Genomic DNA, 21,157 nt, shown 5'->3' on the forward strand with positions numbered 1-21,157 from the left:
CAATGAATTCAATTAATAACGAGAAAGAATAATGGTAGATTTTGAAATAATTGTCGGCAGCATGCTCGGTGCCAGCGAATACGTTGCAGAAGCGTTACAAGAAACATTGAGCAAACACCAGCTAGCTTCGAATGTACATTTGACTCCTGACTTACCTGATATTTCTCATTCAGCTATTTGGATTATTTGTACCTCTACCCATGGAGCAGGCGATTTACCAGATAACATTCAGCGTTTCGCAAAGCAAATAGAAACCACAGATGTCAGCGATGTATCTTTTATCGTCATTGGATTGGGAGACAGCAGTTATGACACTTTTTGTTCTGGCGCAGCCAAAATGGAACAAGTACTAAAGAACAGTGGTGCAAGAATGGATGCTCCAGCACTCAATATTGATGTACTTCATCACCCTATTCCGGAAAATACCGCCGTCGAGTGGTTAGAAACTTGGATAAGTAGTAGAGGTTAACAATTGGACACCTGGTTGAACGAAGCAGAACAAAAAGCACTTAATCAAGCCGTGAGCAATGATGCCAGGGTATTATATTTGATGGGTTTGAGACCCACTGTTGATGGAACAACAGGTAATACGCCCGCATTAAATTACAAATCACTATTAAGCATGCTCAACGCAAAAGAAAGCAAATTCAACCTTGGCCGGCAAGTGAATAACCTAATCAAAGAATTGCTTCATGTTGAGTTAGTCAGCTTTGTGGAAGAGGTCGATTTGAATAAGAGTTTTAACGGAAAAATTCTTACCTTACCTTTACTAAGGATCAAACCTGATGATTACAGCCAGCTCCATTTACAGTGGCAAAAGATGAGTGCAAACTGGACCCCAAACACAACTTTATATCAAGATTTAGCTAAACTGGTAGGCATCATTGATAGTGAATTTTCTGATCACGAACTGGGGGATTTTGTAGCCTATTGGTTGGGACGCCCCCAAACTCAATTTACTCAGTTTCAGTGGACGCAGAAATTTGTATTTAACGTTAAACAAAAACGCTTAGCTAAAAACATCAAGGCTATCCACAAGGTAGGTAATCAAATCGTCACAGCCAAAGCAGGTGTTGTTGCGGATGAAAATGCCAAAAATCTTGTTGCCAAATACAGTAGCAAAGCAAAAACCACCTCTAACTCATGATCATTAGCGGAAAATTAACATGCTAAGTTTGAAAGACAGAATCGCTCAACTCGGTAAAACGCTTGGCAGGAAACATATTCCTGATACCTATACTGATTATAAGACGGTAAGGCTCGAACACGAAGCTCTTGCTAATCGCGACGTGCGCCAGCTACAAAAAGACGGCAAACGCGCCCGAATTCAAACGTTACATGGACGTTCTGATCTTAATCCTAAATGGACGTTCGACAATCTTATTCAAGACAGTGACGACGTAAAAGAAGCGATAAGTATTGCCCATTCGTTTATCGCAGCCCATGAGGATCCCGCTTGGCGCAAAAGTGGCTCGCATATGATGATATTTTATGGTGATTATGGCCGTGGAAAATCTCATACCGCTGGTGCTATTGCACACGAGTTGATCAATCAATACGAGATCACTGTTTTATACAGACAACTTTCAACACTGCTAGAAATGCGCTTCTTCTCATACGATTACAGCGCGACAGATAAAGTAGGTGAGAAATTTCGTGAAATAAACCAAGAACTACTCGACGTTGATTTATTAATATTGGACGAGGTGTGTGTCAATGAGTCTGCACTTAAGAAGAACGCCCAAAGCTGGTTAGGAAATTTGTTAAGACAGCGTCTGGCACATAATAAAAACTGCATACTAATCACCAACCATAACCTGGCTGAACTCGAACAAGCCTTAGGTAGCTACTGTTTTGAGTCAATAAAAGAATACGATACCTACAAGGTTCGCTTTGAAGGCCCAAGTCGCCGAAAAGAGATTATTCCTTCACAAGTAGAGACCCACAGAGCAACCGGTTATCAGCCTAATCAAGTAAAATAAGGAATTGTCATTTGCCGCTAGATATATTTATATAGCGGCATTTCCTTGGTGATAAGAGAAAACCATAAGAGTAATCTTTCGATTAGAGCTCTCAAGCTAGCACAATAATCACGCGCTATCCCCTTCCTCTTGTTCCATAAAATTGTACTAGTCAATGCGATATAAGTGACTATATCTCCTTTACAGACTATATCCGCTCATGAGTGCTCGCTCAGCGTTAATCATGATTAAATAGGCGCTATGATCCACACTCAACCATCACCGTACGTTAGGCGATACGTTATAAGTGCTCACCTAAAAAGTTAATAAACGCAGATAAATAGCCGAAAAGGAAAGCTCATGTTCATAAGCAAGGATCCTCATAAACAGGATCTTCGTCATTTGAATGTTACTTTAGGATCTTTTTAGACGCTCTTTTACTCTCTCTTTTAGAAATTTTCAGGAAAATTGCGTCCTAATATCCTGTTTATCTTTAGACAAAAAAAGCCCCAGCAGTCTTAATTAAGTGTTTATAGTGCTGTTTTCCAATTATTTAAAAAAAAATCATAATTTAATTTTCGCTTAGATCCAGCAGTTATACACAACTCGATCGAAGATCGTGATCTAAAGGGTATAGGTCATGTAGAATAGGGTTTATGGACTGATCCTATTGAAGAAGATCACATTTTATACACAGTTAGATCAAACCTTATCCTTTATTGTGCACAAGATCCTGAATAACTGCTGTATAATCACTACATATCCACTTGATAAATATAGGCTTGGATCCGCTTGTGGATAAGATCGCTACTTACCCCCAAGCTATACAAAATAGATCAATGAATGATCACAACAAAAAGTTCAATATAACTTACTGATAATATTGAATTAATAACGCTTACACACAGATCCATCGATCACTAATAATAATAACATTAAGTAAAGATCTAAATAGATCATATAAATATTAAGCAAGATCGGTTTGATCTTCTGAATGAATTTTAAGCATTTCACTTCTGCTAAATAACATATAGAATACGCGCCCCTTTTTTGGGATATACATGATTGAAGAGGTACTAAATGTTTTATCAACAACAATTTGACGTAATCGTAGTTGGTGGTGGTCACGCAGGCACTGAAGCGGCACTTGCTGCTGCGCGTATGGGATCAAAAACCCTATTATTGACACATAACGTTGAAACTCTAGGCCAGATGTCATGTAACCCAGCGATTGGTGGGATCGGTAAAGGTCACCTAGTAAAAGAAATTGATGCTTTAGGTGGCAGTATGGCTAAAGCTATCGACAAGGGTGGGATCCAATTCAGAACACTGAATTCAAGCAAAGGGCCTGCCGTAAGGGCGACTCGCGCACAAGCTGATCGATCCTTATATCGATCTGCTATTCGCGATATTGTTGAGCATCAAGATAATCTCACTCTTTTCCAACAATCTTGTGACGATCTTATCGTGGAAAACGATCAAGTCACTGGTGTAGTGACTCAGATGGGTCTGAAATTCCGTGCGAAATCCGTTGTAATCACCGTAGGCACGTTTTTAGGTGGTACCATTCATATCGGTATGGAAAATTACAAAGGAGGCCGTGCTGGCGATCCTCCTTCGATTGCATTAGCAGATCGCTTACGCGCTTTACCTTTTCGTGTGTCACGCTTAAAAACGGGTACTCCCGCACGCTTGGATGCCAGAACACTCGACTACAGTGTGATGCAAGAGCAATTGGGTGACAGCCCTACTCCAGTATTTTCATTTATGGGAAAAAGGGAAGACCATCCTAGACAAATCGCGTGTTACATCACCCATACAAACAGTAAAACCCACGATATCATTCGTGGTGGGCTAGACCGCTCCCCTATGTACACTGGGGTGATAGAAGGTATTGGACCACGCTATTGTCCTTCGATAGAAGACAAAATTAATCGCTTTGCAGACAAAGATTCTCATCAAATATTTGTAGAGCCTGAAGGCTTGAACAGTATCGAAGTATATCCAAACGGAATATCGACAAGTCTGCCATTTGATGTTCAGTTTGAGCTCGTTCGTTCAATTAAAGGTTTCGAAAATGCCCATATTATCCGTCCGGGGTATGCGATCGAATATGATTTCTTTGATCCGCGAGATCTAAAACAAAGCCTTGAGACCAAATTTATTAAAGGCTTGTTCTTCGCTGGTCAAATCAACGGTACCACAGGCTATGAAGAAGCAGGGGCGCAAGGTTTAATTGCCGGAGCGAATGCATCTTTACAGTGCCAAGGGAAGGATCCATTGATCCTGCGTCGCGATGAAGCATACATGGGCGTACTGATCGACGATCTCGCTACCATGGGCACCAAAGAACCCTATCGCATGTTCACTAGCCGCGCTGAATACCGTTTGTTGTTACGTGAAGATAACGCAGACATTAGATTAACGGCCAAGGGTCATGAGCTAGGTTTAGTTGACGAACAACGCTGGCAAGCATTCAATATTAAACTGGAAGCCATAGAGCTTGAACGCCAGCGTCTGCGAGATACTTGGGTACATCCTAAGCATGCAGCAGCAGAAGCACTGAATCCATTGTTAAAAAATGCATTAAGCAAAGAAAATACCTTAGAAGATTTAATCCGTCGTCCTGAAATGACGTATGAAACGTTAATGAAACTCACTGATTTTGGCCCAGGGATCGCCGATCCTAAAGCGGCTGAGCAAGTGGAAATACAGATCAAATATGCGGGCTATATTGAACGCCAACAAGATGAGATCGCAAAATCACGTAAAAACGAAAATACTTTGATCCCCATTGATTTCGATTACAGCCAGATTTCAGGTCTATCAAATGAAGTTGTGGCAAAGCTAAGCGACGCCAAGCCCGAAACATTAGGCTTAGCTTCACGTATATCAGGTATTACCCCTGCCGCTATTTCTTTGCTTCTGGTCTATTTGAAAAAGCACGGCTTGCTTAGAAAAACAGAGCGTAAAACTGCATAATGTCAGATAACACAGAGTACTTAACGGGTTTACTTACTACTCATATCAAGCGCACTGAGCTACAGGTAACAAAAGATCAGATCAGCCAGTTAGTTGGTTTTGTCCAAATGATCGATAAATGGAATAAAACCTACAACCTAACGTCAGTACGAGATGTTGAGTCTATGTTGTTAAAACACATCATGGACTCCATCGTTGTTGCTCCTCATTTATCCCAAAATCACTACATTGATGTGGGAACAGGTCCTGGTTTACCAGGGATACCACTTGCTATTATGTTACCGGAAACACATTTCACCTTGCTTGATAGCCTGGGGAAGCGCGTAAGATTTATGAAGCAAGTTGCTTACGAGTTGAAACTCGATAATATTCAGCCCGTTCAGTCTAGAGTAGAAGATTATGTCAGCCCTCATCAGCTCAATGGTGTTTTAAGCCGAGCGTTCGCGTCACTGAATGATATGTTGAACTGGTGTCAGCACTTGATTGGAAATGACGGAACTTTCATCGCGCTTAAAGGGCAATTACCTCAACAAGAAATAGATGATTTGCCTGCGGGCTTTGCCGTCACTGAGATTGTCCAGTTGCAGGTACCTGAATTGGATGGTGATAGGCATCTGATAAAGATTGTTAAGTCATAAATGAACATTTCTTTTTAACGTTAAAAGCATTATCTTCTGCAGATAATTTTTTTATCACGCTATTTGTCTGAATCTCACTCAATAGCGTCAAATAACCACTGGAATACTATTTTGGGAAAAGTCATTGCCATAGCCAATCAAAAAGGTGGCGTAGGTAAAACCACTACTGCGGTGAACGTGGCTGCTTCAATGGCGGCAACTAAGCGTAAAGTCTTGTTGATCGACTTAGATCCACAAGGTAATGCCACCATGGGTAGCGGTGTTGATAAATACGACGCCCCCAATACGTGTTATGAACTATTGATCGAAGAAAAACCGATCAAGGATGTGGTTATTTCAGATACTTCGGGTAAATATGACCTGATTGCCGCTAATACAGATGTAACCGCTGCCGAAATTAAATTGATGGAAGTGTTCGCCCGCGAAGTGCGGTTACGCAATGCACTCGCTCCTGTGCGCAATTACTATGACTTCATTTTTATTGATTGCCCTCCTTCGCTTAACCAACTCACCGTTAACGCTATGGCGGCTGCTGATTCAGTGTTAGTACCCATGCAGTGCGAATACTATGCGCTTGAAGGGCTAACCGCATTGATGGATACCATTAAAAAGCTTGCTTCAGTGGTAAATCCAGAATTAACAATTGAAGGGGTGTTGCGCACCATGTACGATCCGCGCAATCGCCTTGCTAACGATGTATCCGAGCAATTAAAGCGTCATTTTGGTGAACAGGTATATCGCACGGTTATTCCGCGCAATGTACGTTTAGCGGAAGCACCAAGTTTTGGTACACCTGCGATGTATTACGACCGCTCTTCAACAGGGTCAAAAGCATACTTAGCGCTTGCCGGTGAAATACTGCGTCGCAGTAAAAAAGAAAATATAGCTAACGTTAGTTAACTTAATATCAATACGGGTCGAATAGAGAAATACATGTCAGCAAAAAAACGAGGATTAGGAAGAGGACTAGATGCGTTGTTGGCGACAAGTCAGGCATCACGAAATGCGGAAGGTCAGCATACGCAACAAAATGACAGCGAATTACAGCAATTAGCCGTTGAGTTTCTTAAGCCTGGAAAATACCAACCCCGTAAAGACATGTCGCCAGATGCTTTGGAAGAATTAGCATCTTCTATTCGCTCACAGGGTATTATCCAACCTATTATCGTGCGTGCGGTAGGCATTAACGAATTTGAAATTATTGCAGGAGAGCGTCGTTGGCGTGCATCGCAGTTAGCTGGTTTAGACACAGTACCTTGCTTAGTCAAAGACGTACCCGACGAAGCTGCCGTTGCTATTGCGCTTATTGAAAACATTCAGCGTGAAGATCTAAACGCAATGGAAGAAGCTCAAGCATTAGAGCGTCTCATGAGTGAATTCGAATTAACCCATCAAGAAGTAGCCACCGCAGTCGGCAAATCTCGTACGACCGTGACGAACTTACTGCGCCTCAATAATTTGCATGAAGACGTTAAATTATTATTGGAGCACGGTGACATTGAAATGGGTCATGCTAGAGCGTTACTTGGCTTAGAAGGTGATTCCCAGCTAGAAGCTGCTCATATCGTGTCTGGTAAAGGCTTGACCGTTAGAGACACTGAAAACTTAGTTCGCAAATTCCTAGAGCCTGCCAGCCCTAAAGAAGAGAAGAAACTTGATCCCGACGTGCTACGTTTACAAGACCAATTGTCGCAAAACTTAGGTGCTCCAGTACAAATTGCGCACAATGCTAAAGGGAAAGGCAAAGTCGTGATTAATTTCTCTAGTTTAGACGAATTAGACGGAATTTTGTTGCACATAAAGTAATGTTACAAATAGGCAGTCGAAATACCCTTTTCAGTTGTAAATTCGTCGCAGATAAGTATACTTTCGGCGCTTTTGAAGGTATCAGCAAGTAGAGGAATAAGTTGATAGCGAGTTTAACCGCACCAGGTCGAGCGTTGGCAAAAAATATTTTTTACTGCCAAATGACTATTATCATCGCCTTAAGTGCATTTTTTGCCGTAATTTACGGACAAAACTCGGCAATATCATCCTTGTTTGGTGGAGTTATTTGTTTGCTCCCAAACGTCATTTTCGCTTACTTTGCCTTTAGATATGCCGGTGCTAGTAAGAACAAACTGGTTGTACAGCAATTTAATAAAGGCTCAAAACTCAAATTTTTCGCCACCATAGTGTTATTCATCGTGGCATATCAATGGAAAGACCTTCAGCCTCTACCATTGATGTTGAGTTACGTAGTGACTTTAGTAAGCCAATGGCCAGTAATATTATTTTTAGGTCGCGTTAAACAATAACGAGACCAACACAGATTTTTTAACTTTACATACTTGGGTGGCAAAATGGCAGGATCTGCTGGCGAACAAACCATTAGTGGTTATATTCAGCACCATTTGACCAATGCATCGGTCGGCGAAGGTTTCTGGACCTTCCACGTCGATACATTAGCGTGGTCTGTGGTACTCGGATTAGTATTTATATTGAGCTTTCGCGCGGTTGCGAAAAAAGCGAGTGCAGGCGTGCCAGGCAAATGGCAAGCCTGTGTTGAACTGATTGTTGAGTTTGTTGACGACACAGTAAAAAGTACCTATCACGGTAAAAGTGCCCTAATCGCACCATTAGCGTTAACCATATTCGTATGGGTATTGCTAATGAACTTGATGGACTTAATTCCAGTTGATTTTCTTCCTACGGCCGCGGCATTAATTGCTGGTGAGTCGATGGATGTTATTGCTGCTGGCCAGTCTCATACTTACATGAAAGTGGTACCGACCACTGATGTAAACATGACTTTCGCATTGTCGTTAGGCGTGTTTGCACTCATGATTTTTTACTCTGTAAAAATCAAAGGTTTCGGCGGCTTCATGAAAGAGCTTTATGCTCATCCGTTTAATACGCCTTGGTTATACTGGTTCAACTTTATTCTTGAGTTGGTGTCTTTGGTTGCCAAGCCGTTGTCATTATCACTTCGTTTGTTCGGTAACTTATATGCCGGCGAGCTTATCTTTATTCTTATTGCAGGAACTATAGGCGTGTGGCAGTTGCCAATTCACTTCTTATGGGCTGCATTTCACTTGTTAGTTATTCCATTACAGGCGTTTATTTTCATGATGTTGACCATCGTGTATTTAAGCCTAGCGAGTGAAGAACACTAGTTTTACAACGTTTTATTTTTTTAACATTAACTTAAACACAAAGGTGAAAATCTATGGAAATCTTAGGAAATCTTTATATCGCGGTTGGTATTTTGATAGGACTATGCGCATTGGGCCCAGCGATCGGTTTCGGTCTTCTAGGTGGTAAATTTCTTGAGTCTGCTGCTCGTCAACCTGAGCTAGCGCCTCAACTACAAGTTAAAATGTTCATTGTTGCCGGTCTTATCGATGCAATCGCAATGATCGGTGTTGCTATCGCTCTTTTCTTATTGTTCGTTGAAAGCGCGAAGTTTGCTGTTTAAGCACCTAACTAGACAATAACGAATATAGGAGGAGCGGTTTTGAATATCAATGCCACTCTATTTGGCGAACTTCTAGCATTTATATTCTTCGTGTGGTTCTGCATGAAGTTTGTATGGCCCCCAATTATGGGCGCGATTGAAGAACGCCAAAAGAAAATTGCTGATGGTCTTGCTGCGTCTGAACGCGGTGAAAAAGATCTAGAACTAGCTCAAGCGAAAGCGACAGAGCAGTTGAAAGAGGCGAAAACTCAAGCAGCTGGAATTATCGAGCAGGCTAAGAAGCGTGGTTCTCAAATAGTTGATGAAGAAACGCAACGTGCCCACCAAGAGCGTGAGAATATCATTGCTCAAGGTCATGCTGAAATCGAAGCTGAGCGTAACCGTGCAAAAGAAGATTTGCGTAAGCAAGTCGCAGCGTTAGCTGTAGCCGGTGCTGAGAGAATTCTTGAGCGTCAAATTGATGCTGCAGCGCAAAGTGACATAGTTGAAAAACTTGTCGCCGAGCTATAAGGGGAATTTGAGCTATGTCTGAATTGACAACGATTGCTCGCCCTTACGCAAAAGCTGCGTTCGATTATGCGGTTGAGCAGAAAATCATTGCAGGCTGGCAGGAAATGCTAGTTTTTGCTGCGCAAGTTGCACAAAATCCAGACATTAAAAACTTGATGTCTGGAGCGGTTGCTCCTGAGTCGCTAGCAGAGATTTTTAATAAAATCTGTGGTGAACAACTTGACCAACATGGTCAAAACTTGGTGAAAGTTTTGGCTGAAAATAAACGCCTTCAAGCGTTACCTGATATCGCTGAATTGTTTAGTGAATTCAAAGCTGAATTCGACAAAGAGATCGAGGTTGATGTTACATCAGCCACAGAACTCAATGCTAAACAACAAGCAGACATCAGTGCGGCTCTTGAAAAGCGTCTTGCACGAAAAGTTAAGCTGAATTGTAGCGTCGACCCTACCCTGATTGCCGGAGTTAAAATAAAAGCCGGTGATACAGTGATTGATGGATCGGTTAAAAGTAAATTAAACCGTCTCACAGACGCGTTACAAGCATAACGGGGAAAAGAGCATGCAACTGAATTCCACTGAAATTGCAGAACTGATCAAACAGCGAATTGAACAGTTTGAAGTAGTAAGTGAAGCTCGTAACGAAGGAACTATCGTTGGTGTAACCGACGGTATTATCCGTATTCATGGCCTTGCAGATGTAATGCAAGGTGAGATGATTGAGCTTCCTGGTAATCGCTACGCTATCGCATTGAACCTAGAGCGCGACTCTGTAGGTGCGGTTGTTATGGGTCCTTACGCTGACCTTCAAGAAGGCGCAAAGGTAACTTCATCAGGCCGTATCCTTGAAGTACCAGTTGGTCGTGGTTTACTAGGTCGTGTTGTTAACACACTTGGTGCTCCGATCGATGGTAAAGGCGCAATCGAAGCTGATGGTTTTGAACCTGTAGAAAAAATTGCCCCTGGCGTTATTGAACGTCAATCGGTAGATCAACCAATCCAAACTGGTTATAAATCAGTTGATGCCATGATCCCAGTTGGTCGTGGACAACGTGAATTGGTTATCGGTGACCGTCAAACAGGTAAAACTGCTTTGGCCATCGATGCAATCATCAACCAGAAAGATTCTGGCGTTAAATGTGTTTACGTAGCGGTTGGCCAAAAGGCATCAACTATCGCTAACGTAGTACGTAAGCTTGAAGAGCACGGCGCAATGGCTCATACCATTGTTGTTGCAGCATCAGCTTCTGAATCAGCAGCATTGCAATACCTTGCTCCTTATTCTGGTTGTACTATGGGTGAATACTTCCGTGACCGCGGTGAAGATGCGTTGATCGTATACGATGACCTGTCTAAGCAAGCTGTTGCTTATCGTCAAATTTCACTATTACTACGTCGTCCGCCGGGTCGTGAAGCATATCCTGGTGACGTTTTCTATTTGCACTCGCGTCTTCTAGAGCGTGCGGCACGTGTTAACGAAAACTACGTAGAGAATTTCACCAAGGGTGAAGTAAAAGGTAAAACAGGCTCTTTGACTGCATTACCGATTATCGAAACCCAAGCAGGTGATGTATCAGCATTCGTACCTACTAACGTAATCTCAATTACCGATGGTCAGATCTTTTTAGAAACTGACTTGTTTAACTCAGGTATTCGTCCTGCTGTTAACGCAGGTATTTCAGTATCACGTGTTGGTGGCGCAGCCCAGACTAAAATCGTTAAGAAGTTAGGTGGTGGTATCCGTCTAGCGCTTGCTCAGTATCGTGAATTGGCTGCTTTCTCTCAATTCGCATCTGACCTTGACGAAGCGACTCGTGCTCAATTAGAGCATGGTGAGCGTGTTATGGAATTAATGAAACAGAACCAATATGCACCGCTTTCAGTGGCTGACATGTCTGTTTCATTGTTCGCTGTTGAAAAAGGTTACTTGAAAGACGTTGAGCTAGACAAGATCTTAGATTTTGAAGCTGCGTTGCACTCGTACATGAACAGCGAATACGCAGAGCTGATAAAAACTATCAATGATACAGGTAATTTCAACGGTGAAATTGAAGCCACGTTAGCTGAAGCTTTAGAGAAATTTAAAGCGACACAAACTTGGTAATCAATGGCACTGCCTTTACTGGCAGTGCATTCGTTGAATAATCGGAGATAGATTTATGGCTAGCGGTAAAGAGATAAAAGGTAAGATCGGGAGTATTAAAAATACTCAGAAAATCACCAGTGCTATGGAGATGGTTGCTGCGTCTAAAATGAAAAAGGCGCAAGACCGTATGACTGCAAGTCGTCCATACGCTGAGAATATTCGAAACGTGATCGGTCACCTGGCTAACGCTAACCTTGAATATCGCCATCCTTATTTAGAAGACCGTGAAGTTAAACGTGTCGGCTATATCGTTATCTCGACTGACCGTGGTTTGTGTGGTGGCTTGAACACCAATGAATTCAAAAAGGTCACGAAAGATGCGAAGAAATGGCAAGAACAAGGTGTAGAAGTTGATTTTGCAGCTCTAGGTTCTAAATCATGTGCGTTCTTTAATCGTTTCGGCGGCAATATGTTGGCTGCTGAATCTGGACTTGGTGATGCACCAAGTGTGAAAGACGTGATTGGTTTAGTGCGTATTATGCTTAACGCCTTCAACGAAGGTAAAATCGACCGCCTGTATTTGGTGTTTAATAAGTTTGTTAACACCATGGCTCAAGAGCCACTGATCGATCAATTGTTACCTTTGCCTAAATCTGAAGATAAAGCATTAAAGCACCGCTGGGATTACATTTACGAACCGGATCCAAAACCTATTTTGGACACGTTATTGGTTCGTTATATTGAATCTCAAGTATATCAAGGCGTAGTCGAAAACGCAGCGTCCGAGCAAGCTGCTCGTATGGTCGCGATGAAAGCGGCCACAGATAATGCTGGTGACTTAATTGATGACTTACAACTGATATACAACAAAGCACGTCAAGCAGCGATCACACAGGAAATCAGTGAGATTGTAAGCGGCGCGGCAGCGGTGTAGGCAAAGGTTTTAGAATTTAAGAGGAATTAACATGAGTCAAGGTAAGGTCGTCCAAATCATTGGCGCCGTTGTGGATATTGAATTTCCACAAGATTCGGTTCCAAAAATATATGACGCATTGCGTATCACTGAAGGTGATTTGCAAGGTTTGACCCTAGAAGTGCAGCAGCAACTAGGTGGTGGCGTAGTACGTACAATCGCCATGGGTTCTACTGACGGCTTACGCCGTGGCCTAGCGGTTGAAAATAGTGGTGAAGGCATTCAGGTTCCAGTGGGTAAGGCTACTCTTGGTCGTATCATGGATGTACTGGGTAACCCTATTGACGAAGCTGGCCCTATTGGTGAAGAAGAGCGTATGTCTATTCACCGTGCTGCACCTACATATGAAGAACAGTCAAGTTCAGTTGAGCTACTCGAAACAGGCATCAAAGTTATCGACTTGGTATGCCCGTTTGCCAAAGGTGGTAAAGTTGGATTGTTCGGTGGTGCCGGCGTAGGTAAAACTGTAAACATGATGGAGCTTATCCGTAACATCGCTATCGAGCACAGTGGTTACTCTGTATTCGCAGGTGTTGGTGAGCGTACTCGTGAAGGTAACGATTTCTATCATGAAATGAACGAATCTAACGTACTTGATAAAGTATCGTTGGTTTACGGTCAAATGAACGAGCCTCCTGGAAACCGTTTACGCGTGGCGTTGACTGGTTTAACCATGGCTGAAAAATTCCGTGACGAAGGTCGTGACGTACTTTTCTTCGTAGATAACATCTACCGTTATACGCTTGCTGGTACTGAAGTATCTGCATTGCTAGGTCGTATGCCATCTGCGGTAGGTTATCAGCCTACATTGGCTGAAGAGATGGGTGTGCTTCAAGAGCGTATCGCATCAACTAAGACGGGTTCAATCACTTCAATTCAAGCGGTATACGTACCGGCGGATGATTTGACCGATCCATCACCTGCAACTACCTTCGCTCACTTAGATGCGACAGTTGTATTGTCACGTGATATCGCCTCTCTTGGTATCTACCCAGCTGTTGATCCACTTGATTCAACTTCACGCCAGCTTGACCCACTTGTTATTGGTCAAGAGCATTATGATACTGCACGTGGTGTTCAATCGGTTCTTCAACGTTATAAAGAGCTTAAAGACATCATCGCTATTTTGGGCATGGACGAATTATCTGAAGAAGATAAATTGTCTGTATCACGTGCTCGTAAAATTCAGCGCTTCTTGTCTCAGCCTTTCTTCGTTGCTGAAGTATTCACCGGTTCACCTGGTAAATATGTATCATTGAAAGATACGATCAGCGGCTTTAAAGGCATTCTTGAAGGCGAATTTGACGACCTTCCTGAACAAGCTTTCTACATGGTTGGTTCAATCGAAGAAGCATCTGAGAAAGCCAAAAAAATGTAAGCGTATCTGCGGATACGTTTAACTTTTTTTGTTAGGAGGGTATATGGCAATGACAATTCAACTGGATGTGGTAAGCGCAGAAGACAGTATTTTTTCTGGATTAGTGCAGAGCATTCAAGTCACCGGTAGTGAAGGTGAGCTTGGTGTTCAGTATGGTCATGCTCCTTTGTTGACTACCATCAAAGCTGGAATGGTTAATGTGGTTAAGCAGCACGGCGAAGAAGAATTGATTTATGTTGCTGGTGGTGTACTCGAAGTACAACCCGGTCATATATCAGTACTTGCAGATACCGCACTTCGAGCTGGTGACTTGGATGAGCAAGCCGTTCTTGAGGCAAAAAAACGTCTTGAAGAAAATATTGCAAATCCTAGTGCTGATTTCGAGTATGCAGAGGCTGCTGCAGAGCTTGCCGAAACCATCGCGCAGTTAAGATTGATTCAAAAGCTACGCAAATAATTGAGCAAGTTATTGAGATAGAAATGTTTCATGTGAAACCCGGCTATAGGCCGGGTTTTTTATGTTCGGTAGTTTCGCTATTACACTATATTCTTAATATGGCTTTCTAGCGCTCTGCTAATGTTTTCCAACACACTTCTGACCTGTTGCAATACAGTTTCATGTCTAGCAGAGTTGTAATCCCTACACGCGATTGAGGAGCATATTTCATCCAACAAGGAGGCTTCCTTCTCAAAAGCATAACGATTGAACAGCTCTTGCGCATTTTTAATCAATTGGGTGGTCTTGATGTCATCCCCTGCGCGTAATGCTTGTGCAATATCGCCAAGTTGGTTTTCACATTGACTTATGGCATCAGGTAACTGGGCTAGATAAAGTGGAAATGAATGGTTGAAATTGACTACTGCTAACGCTACGTCCACGCCCGGCATATTAATACAAGCATAAGCATACCTTAATGCTTGCGGTAGGGTTGTCTGTAAAGCGACTTCATCATTGTTTTTAACGGATTTCTCAATTCGGCTAAATACATCACCAATATTAGCTAAGCCGAACGAACCCGCTGCACCCTTAATTTTGTGTATCGAAGCAGTTATTTCAGCTAAATCCCGCTTGTGCCAGGCTTGCTCTATGGAACCCAGTTCTCCCCGTAAATCGGTAATATAACCTTGCACAAGTGGCAGCATTTTATCGTCGTCAATATTTGCTTGCTCTGCTTTTGCTAAATTTAAATAGCGACTGACTTTGCTGAAAAAAACTTCTCTATCTATAGGTTTGGCTAAGTGATCAGCAAATCCTATTCTCAGATAGTGGTCTACTTCGTGTTTCATGGTATTGGCGGTTAACGCTATTGCAGGTGTTTTATTGCCAGAACCGCGGACCGCTTTAAGTGTCTCGATGCCGTCTAATTCAGGCATATGAATATCCAGCAACAATAAATCAAATTGGCCGGTGTGCATCGCCTGGAGCGCTTGATGGCCATCAGCCACTTCCACTACGTTAATGTTCATACGCTTAAGTAACAAGGCAACGAGCTCTCGATTATTAGGATGATCATCCGCAAGAAGTACGTTGCATGCTGCAAATTTAGGCACGTCCGTTTCATGGGTAATTTGATGAATATTCGACATATCAATTTCACCAACAGTGCTTAGCCAATGTACATTTTTGGGTGTGACCAACTTAATACTGACGGCGAAGGTGCTGCCTTTTCTGAGTTGGCTAAGTGCGGATATATCACCGCCTAATCCTTGAGCTAATCGTTTGGCAATACTTAACCCTAACCCAGTCCCGCCAACCTGACGGTTGATCACACTGTCTGCTTGGGTAAAAGGATGAAATAACTTGTGCATATCGCTTTGGCTTATCCCTTCACCAGTGTCGATTACCTTAATTATTAAGGTGGTATTAGCGATACTTACATTTAACGTGATATGACCGCTTTGGGTGAATTTAAGGGCGTTATTGGTCAGATTAAACAATATTTGCTTAAGCCTAATGGCATCAGTGATGATTTTATCTGGCAATGGGAAGTCATAGTTAACATGAAAGCCAATGCCCTTGTCTCGCGCACGTTTACCTGCGACCGATTCAATCTCTCCTAATAAGGTAAATAAGTGGCAAGGTTGCGCGTCAAATTCTAGTTTATTCGCGTCGATCTTACTTAAATCTAATATGTCGTTGATGATGCGAAGTAAATGCGCACCATTTTGGTAGATAATATTTGTAACGCGCTCTTGTTCGGCTTTGTCTATATCGCCTAATAAGATCCCGTCAGCGTAACCTATGATCGATGTGAGAGGGGTACGTATCTCATGACTCATATTGGCTAGAAAATGATCTTTGGCTGAATTGGCTTCGACCAGCTCTTGATTCGTTTTAGCTAGCTTTGTATTTGCCTCACTGAGTGCCTGCGTTCTTATCTTTACCTTGTATTCCAACTGTCGCTTAAGCGCGGCGTTTCTTGAGTTCACTAAACGCATTTTCTCCGCTAATGCAAAGGCCAATATTAGGGTGTCTGCTGCGATACCCATCAAACCTAACAGATAAATATCGAGGTTGATATCAGACAGTATTCTCAGATTAAGTAGATTTCCGATGAGATTAGGGATGATGACGCACAGTATCGCGATAGTGAAATAGCGTGCTGGCCGATAGCCCTTGCTCCAAGATATTATGCCAATGGTTAAGCCTGTCAACAAAACCGCTGAGGTCATAATGGACACAATAATAAGACCTAGCGCTTGACTGTAAATCTCCAAGGGTAAAAACAATAAACATAAACAACCAAGTGCAAGTAATAAGTACATGGCAGGTTTAGATGACACATTTAACCGAAAAAACTCTATTTGAAAAAAAGCTGAAAACGCTGAACCCAAAAGAAAGCCTGACATTAACCAATCTTTAGCGCTGAACATATGCAAATATTCGAAAATACCAAAAACTGCAGCCCATCCACTGGTGTAAAAAAGCGTAGAAAGAGCGTAATACAAGTACTGATTGTCACGCATTACTAAATAGATAAATAAATTGTATATGCCTAATGCTAAACACACGCCAATGCATAAAAACAATATAATGTTATCTACTGCGACGACTTCCTGCATTTTCTGATCAGCCTGCAGTGCAATCTTGATAGGGGCGAAAAAGAAATCGCTGTTAAACACCATCAACACGGTAACGCTTTCGCCAAAGGGGATCTCTATCTTACTTCCATAATGAAGAGGGTAAATATTAGTGTGATCGAGCCCACTAAATGAAGAAACAGCAGGACTGTAGTCTTGATAAACCGCAACTTGAATTGACTCTACAACAGAGCCATATGGATGAATAAACCAATCTCTGATTTGCGTGTCATTGTGAATCTCGAACGCGGTGACATACCTGTCTTTAAACATGTCACTCATGTTGTGCTTGTTAAACATCTTCAGCCAATCGGCTAGGGGGGCTTTATATTTTGGTAGCTGAGAATTGCCAATGCTAACATATTGTAAACTATGGCTAATATCTTGTTGTTGAATTTTAGATGCAGAGAATTGCGTTATTGAGCTATTTTGTGCCTCAACCTCGAAACTAAAAAATGACAAAAACAAAATGACAAAAAATACAGACTTCACACTAGCACCACCTAACTAAAGCGGCTCTGAAAGCTGAGCTTTGATCCGCAAACTGTAATCGCAACATCCAGCGATAAAAATCGAAATATGTCGCTGATCTACGACTGCATGAAAGTATGCACGACAATCCTTTATACGGTTAGCGTTTTTACCATTTTGCTCATAATTCCTGATGATATGAACAAAAAATAGGCACTTCTTACATCAATTCAGATCGCCCGATTAGGTTATGTGCTTCGAGGTATGACGGGCAAAAACGCGATTTTGCATTTCACCGAATGTAGTTACTAACTCACTTGTGTCTATCTCTTGGGTTAACGTAAGCGCATGAGCTAGGGCTTCCAACGTAGATAAGCCACCTGCAATGGATGTTTTACGAATGTCATATTGACTCGTGGGGGGAGTAGCAAAATGCCATGACGAATATTGCTTTAACCACGGATTTAGCTGCCATACTTTGTATGCCTTACGCCATGTGGCATCAATCAGGATCAGCGTGTCAATTGATGTACGTTGCTTTCTACACAGCGATTCCAAGGCAACGCTGTCTTCATTAGGGTACACAACGGCTACCTTCCCGCCACGCGTTTTAATACTTCGTTGAAGCCCTGTAAAGTCTTCGGCAGACTCTCCTAGCCAGATCTCACTTTCGGGGATACAAAGCTTGATTAACTTTGCACTATTTTTAGCATGCCTTGCCTCACTGGGATGTTGCAGAATGACAATTCGCTGTGAACTGACAAGCTCGCATAATAAATCGCAGATACATACGGATTGAGGGTAATCGCAACGTCGGCAAACAGCTCTTTTCACTCTTAAAATCCTATATAACGCAGTGCTTTTACTCTGCGTTCTCACAACCTGAAAAGGAACAAGCATTACGACATAGCGACGCCTTAATCAAAAGCCGTTGAAGGCATTCTGAGAGGCGCTTAATAATGCAGATTGGTATAATGTCTAATCCACGTTCGCTTTTAGGTAAACAATGCCATGTCACACAATCCCCATTATAAACAAATTTGGCAAACAGTTTGTGCTATCCCAGCCGGCAAAGTCGCTAGTTATGGACAGATTGCTGATCTTGCCGGTTTGCCAGGCCGTGCACGCCTAGTGGGTAAATCTTTGGGTTACATTCCCTCTGATATGAACGTGCCTTGGTATCGAGTGTTACGTTCATCGGGCCAACTGGCTTTTCCTAAAGGGTCAGAGCAAGCCATGAAACAGACCGGGTTGTTACAAGACGAGAATGTGGCGGTGTTAAGTCACAGAGTCAAATTAGCCAGTTTTCAGTGGCAGCCCACTTTAGAAGAGATGCTTTGGAAGCTCCAGCAATAGGGTAAATAAATGCTAGTTTGCACTTACTAACAAAATTTAATAAACGTATTTGCAGTAAGACGGCCTGTTATCTGGTCAACATTAATGTCTTTATCCATGATAAGTGCACTGTGTAATGTGTTTCCGGGGTAAAGCAGCAGCCTATTCTGCTTATAAGGTATCTCATGAATACAGGTATAAGCTTGATGGGCTGTGGTGCAGTATTGTCGCGTGTCGGACGAGGCCAAAATTCGGGTCACTTCTGTTCCATAGGCTTGTTCATTACTCTTAGTGACTCGTTCAATACCACTGCGAGTATGGCGGTAGAAGCCGGTTCCACCATGCTCGGTTGTATTTAAATAGTGTACAACAGCCAAGGAGTTTGGATCGTTAGTATCGAAATGAGGTAGTGTTTGTTGGGGCAACAATTGGTTAGGTTGTTTCGTGACTTATGAAAAGTAGTTATCTACCGGAGCGGACGCTAATTCACGGGCGATGTTAAAAATGTTATACAGCCCCTTCATCAAAGGCTTTAAGCTAGCGAGTACATATTCCTTCGGTAACTTACTGCGAACACCTGGATAGTAAGTGGCTTCATCAGGGGCAAAATGTGCAGTGTGCTGAGCGAGACTCAGCACACTAGTGAGAGAGTCAAAGTAATTATCTATGATCAACACAGGCGTTCTTTGATGCCCTATCTTGATCACTTGGATCTGATGATTTGGGTTTATCCGCAGTTGTTCTGTGGTCAATGTTACAGCCGACTCTCCCATATTCATTGCCCTCTTTTACTGACAGTAATGGCGAATAAAATCTAGATGATTAGGTAATTGATTAACGCGTCGCTCAGTTTGCTGTTTTACGCTGGCTAAGAATTTAGCCAGTTCTTGTTCTGGCATTAAATCCACTATGGGGTGATATGCTTTTGGCGTTATACCCTGCCCTAGCATCACTTGTAACCAAGATGCTTCTCCGAATAGTTCACCATTGCCTTGATACACGTGGCCGCTTTGGGCAAATTGATCCATTCGCGCCTGTAGCGAATCAGGTATTGGCATATCTTTACAATAGCGCCAAAATGCTGAGTCTTTACGTGCGGTCGCGTGGTAATGCAAAATAATGAAATCACGAATATTATCGATTTCTTCACGCATGGATGCATTAAATCGATCCCTGAGCGCTGCTTCCATTTTCTTGGTGGGTAATGACTGCATCAAACGTATAATACTTTGTTGTATAAGATGTATGCTGGTGGACTCGAGTGGCTCAATAAAGCCACCAGCCAGACCAATCGCAACACAATTTTTATTCCACAGTTTACGCCTTACACCCGTCTTAAATTTCAGTACTCTTGGGGGATTTAACGTTTTACCCTGAATATTCGCTAACAGTTGTGTTTTGGCCTCATCGTCGCTGATATATTTGCTACAAAACACCATGCCATTTCCCATACGAGTTTGCAGTGGTATTTGCCACTGCCACCCTGCATGATGGGCAATTGAGCGCGTGTATGGAACCGTTTCGTCGTTCAATTCAGTTTGAACAGTGACGGCACTATCGCAAGGTAACCAATGGCTCCAATCTTCGTAACCAGTGTTCAATGCTTGTTCTATCAGTAACCCCCTAAATCCGGTGCAGTCGATAAATAGGTCACCCTGAATTTGACGCCCATTATCTAGGGTGAGTGACTGAATAAAGCCGTTGTCGTGATCAAGATTGACTTTGTCGATTTTGCCTTCAATTCGCTGTACCCCGCATTGCTGAGCAATATTGCGTAAAAATTTAGCATATAGGCCAGCATCAAGATGAAAAGCATGATTACGTTCTTGTTTTGGTGCTATTGCGAATTTCCCCATTCTGCAAGCAAGATGCTCAGGGCAGTAATCACCTATCTCAGAAGCAATATCTAGCTGTCTTCCTCGCAACCAAAAATGTTGAAAACCAGCCGCCCAGCATCCATGGTTGAATCGACCAAAAGAATGAATATAAGATTGCGGCTTTTGGTACCAATCATCGAATTTTATACCCAACTTAAATGTCGCATTGGTGGCAGCCATAAACTCTGATTCTTTAATTTTCAGCAGGTCGTGAAACAAATGCAAAGTTGGTATGGTTGCCTCACCGACGCCCACTGTGGGAATAGCGTCTGACTCAACCAGGGTTACGTCTATATTTTTACCAAATAGCTTTCCAAGAGCTGCCGCTGACATCCAGCCGGCTGTGCCGCCACCAGCAATAACAATTTTTTTTATCGCGTCCTGTTGCATAATTTTTCACTCGATTTGT

Annotated in this window: 20 protein-coding genes and 1 pseudogene; 17 read left to right on the top strand and 4 right to left on the bottom strand. The window is 42.5% G+C overall.

Features of this window, described 5'->3' with window-relative positions:
* Window positions 1-31: 31 nt before the first annotated feature.
* The 16 genes from mioC (at window position 32) to GMES_RS21410 (ending at window position 14,441) form a co-directional block, all read left to right on the top strand.
* On the top strand, window positions 32-469 hold the full coding sequence (mioC, locus tag GMES_RS21335) for an FMN-binding protein MioC (protein ID WP_006994909.1): 438 nt from the start codon (window positions 32-34) through the stop codon (window positions 467-469).
* A gap of 3 nt (window positions 470-472) precedes the next feature.
* Window positions 473-1,147: a DnaT-like ssDNA-binding domain-containing protein gene (locus GMES_RS21340; RefSeq protein ID WP_006994910.1), complete on the top strand. Its 675-nt coding sequence runs from the start codon at window positions 473-475 to the stop codon at window positions 1,145-1,147.
* Window positions 1,148-1,166: 19 nt separating this feature from the next.
* Window positions 1,167-1,982, top strand: a complete 816-nt coding sequence (locus GMES_RS21345) for an ATP-binding protein (protein WP_006994911.1) — start codon at window positions 1,167-1,169, stop codon at window positions 1,980-1,982.
* Between the two features lie 1,059 nt (window positions 1,983-3,041).
* On the top strand, window positions 3,042-4,943 hold the full coding sequence (mnmG, locus tag GMES_RS21350; RefSeq protein WP_006994912.1) for a tRNA uridine-5-carboxymethylaminomethyl(34) synthesis enzyme MnmG: 1,902 nt from the start codon (window positions 3,042-3,044) through the stop codon (window positions 4,941-4,943).
* Window positions 4,943-5,581: a 16S rRNA (guanine(527)-N(7))-methyltransferase RsmG gene (gene rsmG / locus GMES_RS21355; protein ID WP_006994913.1), complete on the top strand. Its 639-nt coding sequence runs from the start codon at window positions 4,943-4,945 to the stop codon at window positions 5,579-5,581. Before mnmG ends, rsmG begins: the two co-directional genes overlap by 1 nt.
* Window positions 5,582-5,692: 111 nt before the next feature.
* Window positions 5,693-6,481, top strand: coding sequence for a ParA family protein (locus GMES_RS21360; RefSeq protein ID WP_006994914.1), 789 nt, complete (start codon window positions 5,693-5,695; stop codon window positions 6,479-6,481).
* Window positions 6,482-6,514: 33 nt separating this feature from the next.
* A complete protein-coding gene (locus tag GMES_RS21365; protein ID WP_006994915.1) occupies window positions 6,515-7,387 on the top strand; it encodes a ParB/RepB/Spo0J family partition protein in 873 nt (290 codons plus the stop codon).
* A 101-nt stretch (window positions 7,388-7,488) separates the two neighbouring features.
* On the top strand, window positions 7,489-7,878 hold the full coding sequence (locus GMES_RS21370; protein ID WP_006994916.1) for an ATP synthase subunit I: 390 nt from the start codon (window positions 7,489-7,491) through the stop codon (window positions 7,876-7,878).
* Between the two features lie 45 nt (window positions 7,879-7,923).
* A complete protein-coding gene (gene atpB / locus GMES_RS21375; protein WP_006994917.1) occupies window positions 7,924-8,736 on the top strand; it encodes a F0F1 ATP synthase subunit A in 813 nt (270 codons plus the stop codon).
* Between the two features lie 53 nt (window positions 8,737-8,789).
* Window positions 8,790-9,038: a F0F1 ATP synthase subunit C gene (gene atpE / locus GMES_RS21380; RefSeq protein ID WP_006994918.1), complete on the top strand. Its 249-nt coding sequence runs from the start codon at window positions 8,790-8,792 to the stop codon at window positions 9,036-9,038.
* A 39-nt stretch (window positions 9,039-9,077) separates the two neighbouring features.
* A complete protein-coding gene (gene atpF / locus GMES_RS21385) occupies window positions 9,078-9,548 on the top strand; it encodes a F0F1 ATP synthase subunit B (RefSeq protein WP_011576978.1) in 471 nt (156 codons plus the stop codon).
* Window positions 9,549-9,562: 14 nt separating this feature from the next.
* Window positions 9,563-10,096, top strand: coding sequence for a F0F1 ATP synthase subunit delta (gene atpH, locus GMES_RS21390; protein WP_006994920.1), 534 nt, complete (start codon window positions 9,563-9,565; stop codon window positions 10,094-10,096).
* 13 nt (window positions 10,097-10,109) lie between these two features.
* On the top strand, window positions 10,110-11,651 hold the full coding sequence (gene atpA, locus GMES_RS21395) for a F0F1 ATP synthase subunit alpha (protein ID WP_006994921.1): 1,542 nt from the start codon (window positions 10,110-10,112) through the stop codon (window positions 11,649-11,651).
* Window positions 11,652-11,706: 55 nt separating this feature from the next.
* Window positions 11,707-12,567: a F0F1 ATP synthase subunit gamma gene (gene atpG, locus GMES_RS21400; protein WP_006994922.1), complete on the top strand. Its 861-nt coding sequence runs from the start codon at window positions 11,707-11,709 to the stop codon at window positions 12,565-12,567.
* Window positions 12,568-12,598: 31 nt separating this feature from the next.
* The gene (gene atpD, locus GMES_RS21405; RefSeq protein WP_006994923.1) at window positions 12,599-13,984 is read left to right on the top strand and encodes a F0F1 ATP synthase subunit beta; all 1,386 of its coding nucleotides are present in this window, start codon (window positions 12,599-12,601) and stop codon (window positions 13,982-13,984) included.
* A gap of 43 nt (window positions 13,985-14,027) precedes the next feature.
* A complete protein-coding gene (locus GMES_RS21410; protein WP_006994924.1) occupies window positions 14,028-14,441 on the top strand; it encodes a F0F1 ATP synthase subunit epsilon in 414 nt (137 codons plus the stop codon).
* Window positions 14,442-14,521: 80 nt separating this feature from the next.
* Here GMES_RS21410 and GMES_RS21415 read toward each other — a convergent pair whose 3' ends face one another.
* Both GMES_RS21415 and GMES_RS21420 read right to left on the bottom strand, forming a co-directional pair.
* On the bottom strand, window positions 14,522-17,557 hold the full coding sequence (locus tag GMES_RS21415) for a 7TM diverse intracellular signaling domain-containing protein (protein WP_006994925.1): 3,036 nt from the start codon (window positions 17,555-17,557) through the stop codon (window positions 14,522-14,524).
* A gap of 222 nt (window positions 17,558-17,779) precedes the next feature.
* A complete protein-coding gene (locus GMES_RS21420) occupies window positions 17,780-18,370 on the bottom strand; it encodes a tRNA-uridine aminocarboxypropyltransferase (protein WP_039988008.1) in 591 nt (196 codons plus the stop codon).
* Window positions 18,371-18,547: 177 nt separating this feature from the next.
* On the opposite strand from GMES_RS21420, the gene GMES_RS21425 reads away from it, so the two are divergent.
* Entirely contained in the window at window positions 18,548-18,892 is a 345-nt protein-coding gene (locus GMES_RS21425) for an MGMT family protein (RefSeq protein WP_006994927.1), read from the top strand.
* A 26-nt stretch (window positions 18,893-18,918) separates the two neighbouring features.
* On the opposite strand, the pseudogene GMES_RS21430 reads toward GMES_RS21425, so the two are convergent.
* A pseudogene (locus tag GMES_RS21430) lies at window positions 18,919-19,650 on the bottom strand (DUF6445 family protein).
* 9 nt (window positions 19,651-19,659) lie between these two features.
* Entirely contained in the window at window positions 19,660-21,138 is a 1,479-nt protein-coding gene (locus GMES_RS21435; RefSeq protein ID WP_006994929.1) for a tryptophan halogenase family protein, read from the bottom strand.
* Window positions 21,139-21,157: the final 19 nt, after the last annotated feature.

Source organism: Paraglaciecola mesophila KMM 241, from assembly GCF_000315015.1.
Lineage (GTDB): Bacteria > Pseudomonadota > Gammaproteobacteria > Enterobacterales > Alteromonadaceae > Paraglaciecola > Paraglaciecola mesophila.

What these genes read in the sequence shown, in the direction of transcription:
- atpG (WP_006994922.1), top strand. Translation starts at nt 11,707, where the DNA reads ATGGCTAGCGGTAAAGAGATAAAAGGTAAGATCGGGAGTATTAAAAAT.
- atpE (WP_006994918.1), top strand. Translation starts at nt 8,790, where the DNA reads ATGGAAATCTTAGGAAATCTTTATATCGCGGTTGGTATTTTGATAGGA.
- atpD (WP_006994923.1), top strand. Translation starts at nt 12,599, where the DNA reads ATGAGTCAAGGTAAGGTCGTCCAAATCATTGGCGCCGTTGTGGATATT.
- atpH (WP_006994920.1), top strand. Translation starts at nt 9,563, where the DNA reads ATGTCTGAATTGACAACGATTGCTCGCCCTTACGCAAAAGCTGCGTTC.
- mioC (WP_006994909.1), top strand. Translation starts at nt 32, where the DNA reads ATGGTAGATTTTGAAATAATTGTCGGCAGCATGCTCGGTGCCAGCGAA.
- atpB (WP_006994917.1), top strand. Translation starts at nt 7,924, where the DNA reads ATGGCAGGATCTGCTGGCGAACAAACCATTAGTGGTTATATTCAGCAC.
- GMES_RS21345 (WP_006994911.1), top strand. Translation starts at nt 1,167, where the DNA reads ATGCTAAGTTTGAAAGACAGAATCGCTCAACTCGGTAAAACGCTTGGC.
- rsmG (WP_006994913.1), top strand. Translation starts at nt 4,943, where the DNA reads ATGTCAGATAACACAGAGTACTTAACGGGTTTACTTACTACTCATATC.
- GMES_RS21365 (WP_006994915.1), top strand. Translation starts at nt 6,515, where the DNA reads ATGTCAGCAAAAAAACGAGGATTAGGAAGAGGACTAGATGCGTTGTTG.
- GMES_RS21435 (WP_006994929.1), bottom strand. Translation starts at nt 21,138, where the DNA reads ATGCAACAGGACGCGATAAAAAAAATTGTTATTGCTGGTGGCGGCACA.
- GMES_RS21410 (WP_006994924.1), top strand. Translation starts at nt 14,028, where the DNA reads ATGGCAATGACAATTCAACTGGATGTGGTAAGCGCAGAAGACAGTATT.
- GMES_RS21425 (WP_006994927.1), top strand. Translation starts at nt 18,548, where the DNA reads ATGTCACACAATCCCCATTATAAACAAATTTGGCAAACAGTTTGTGCT.
- atpA (WP_006994921.1), top strand. Translation starts at nt 10,110, where the DNA reads ATGCAACTGAATTCCACTGAAATTGCAGAACTGATCAAACAGCGAATT.
- mnmG (WP_006994912.1), top strand. Translation starts at nt 3,042, where the DNA reads ATGTTTTATCAACAACAATTTGACGTAATCGTAGTTGGTGGTGGTCAC.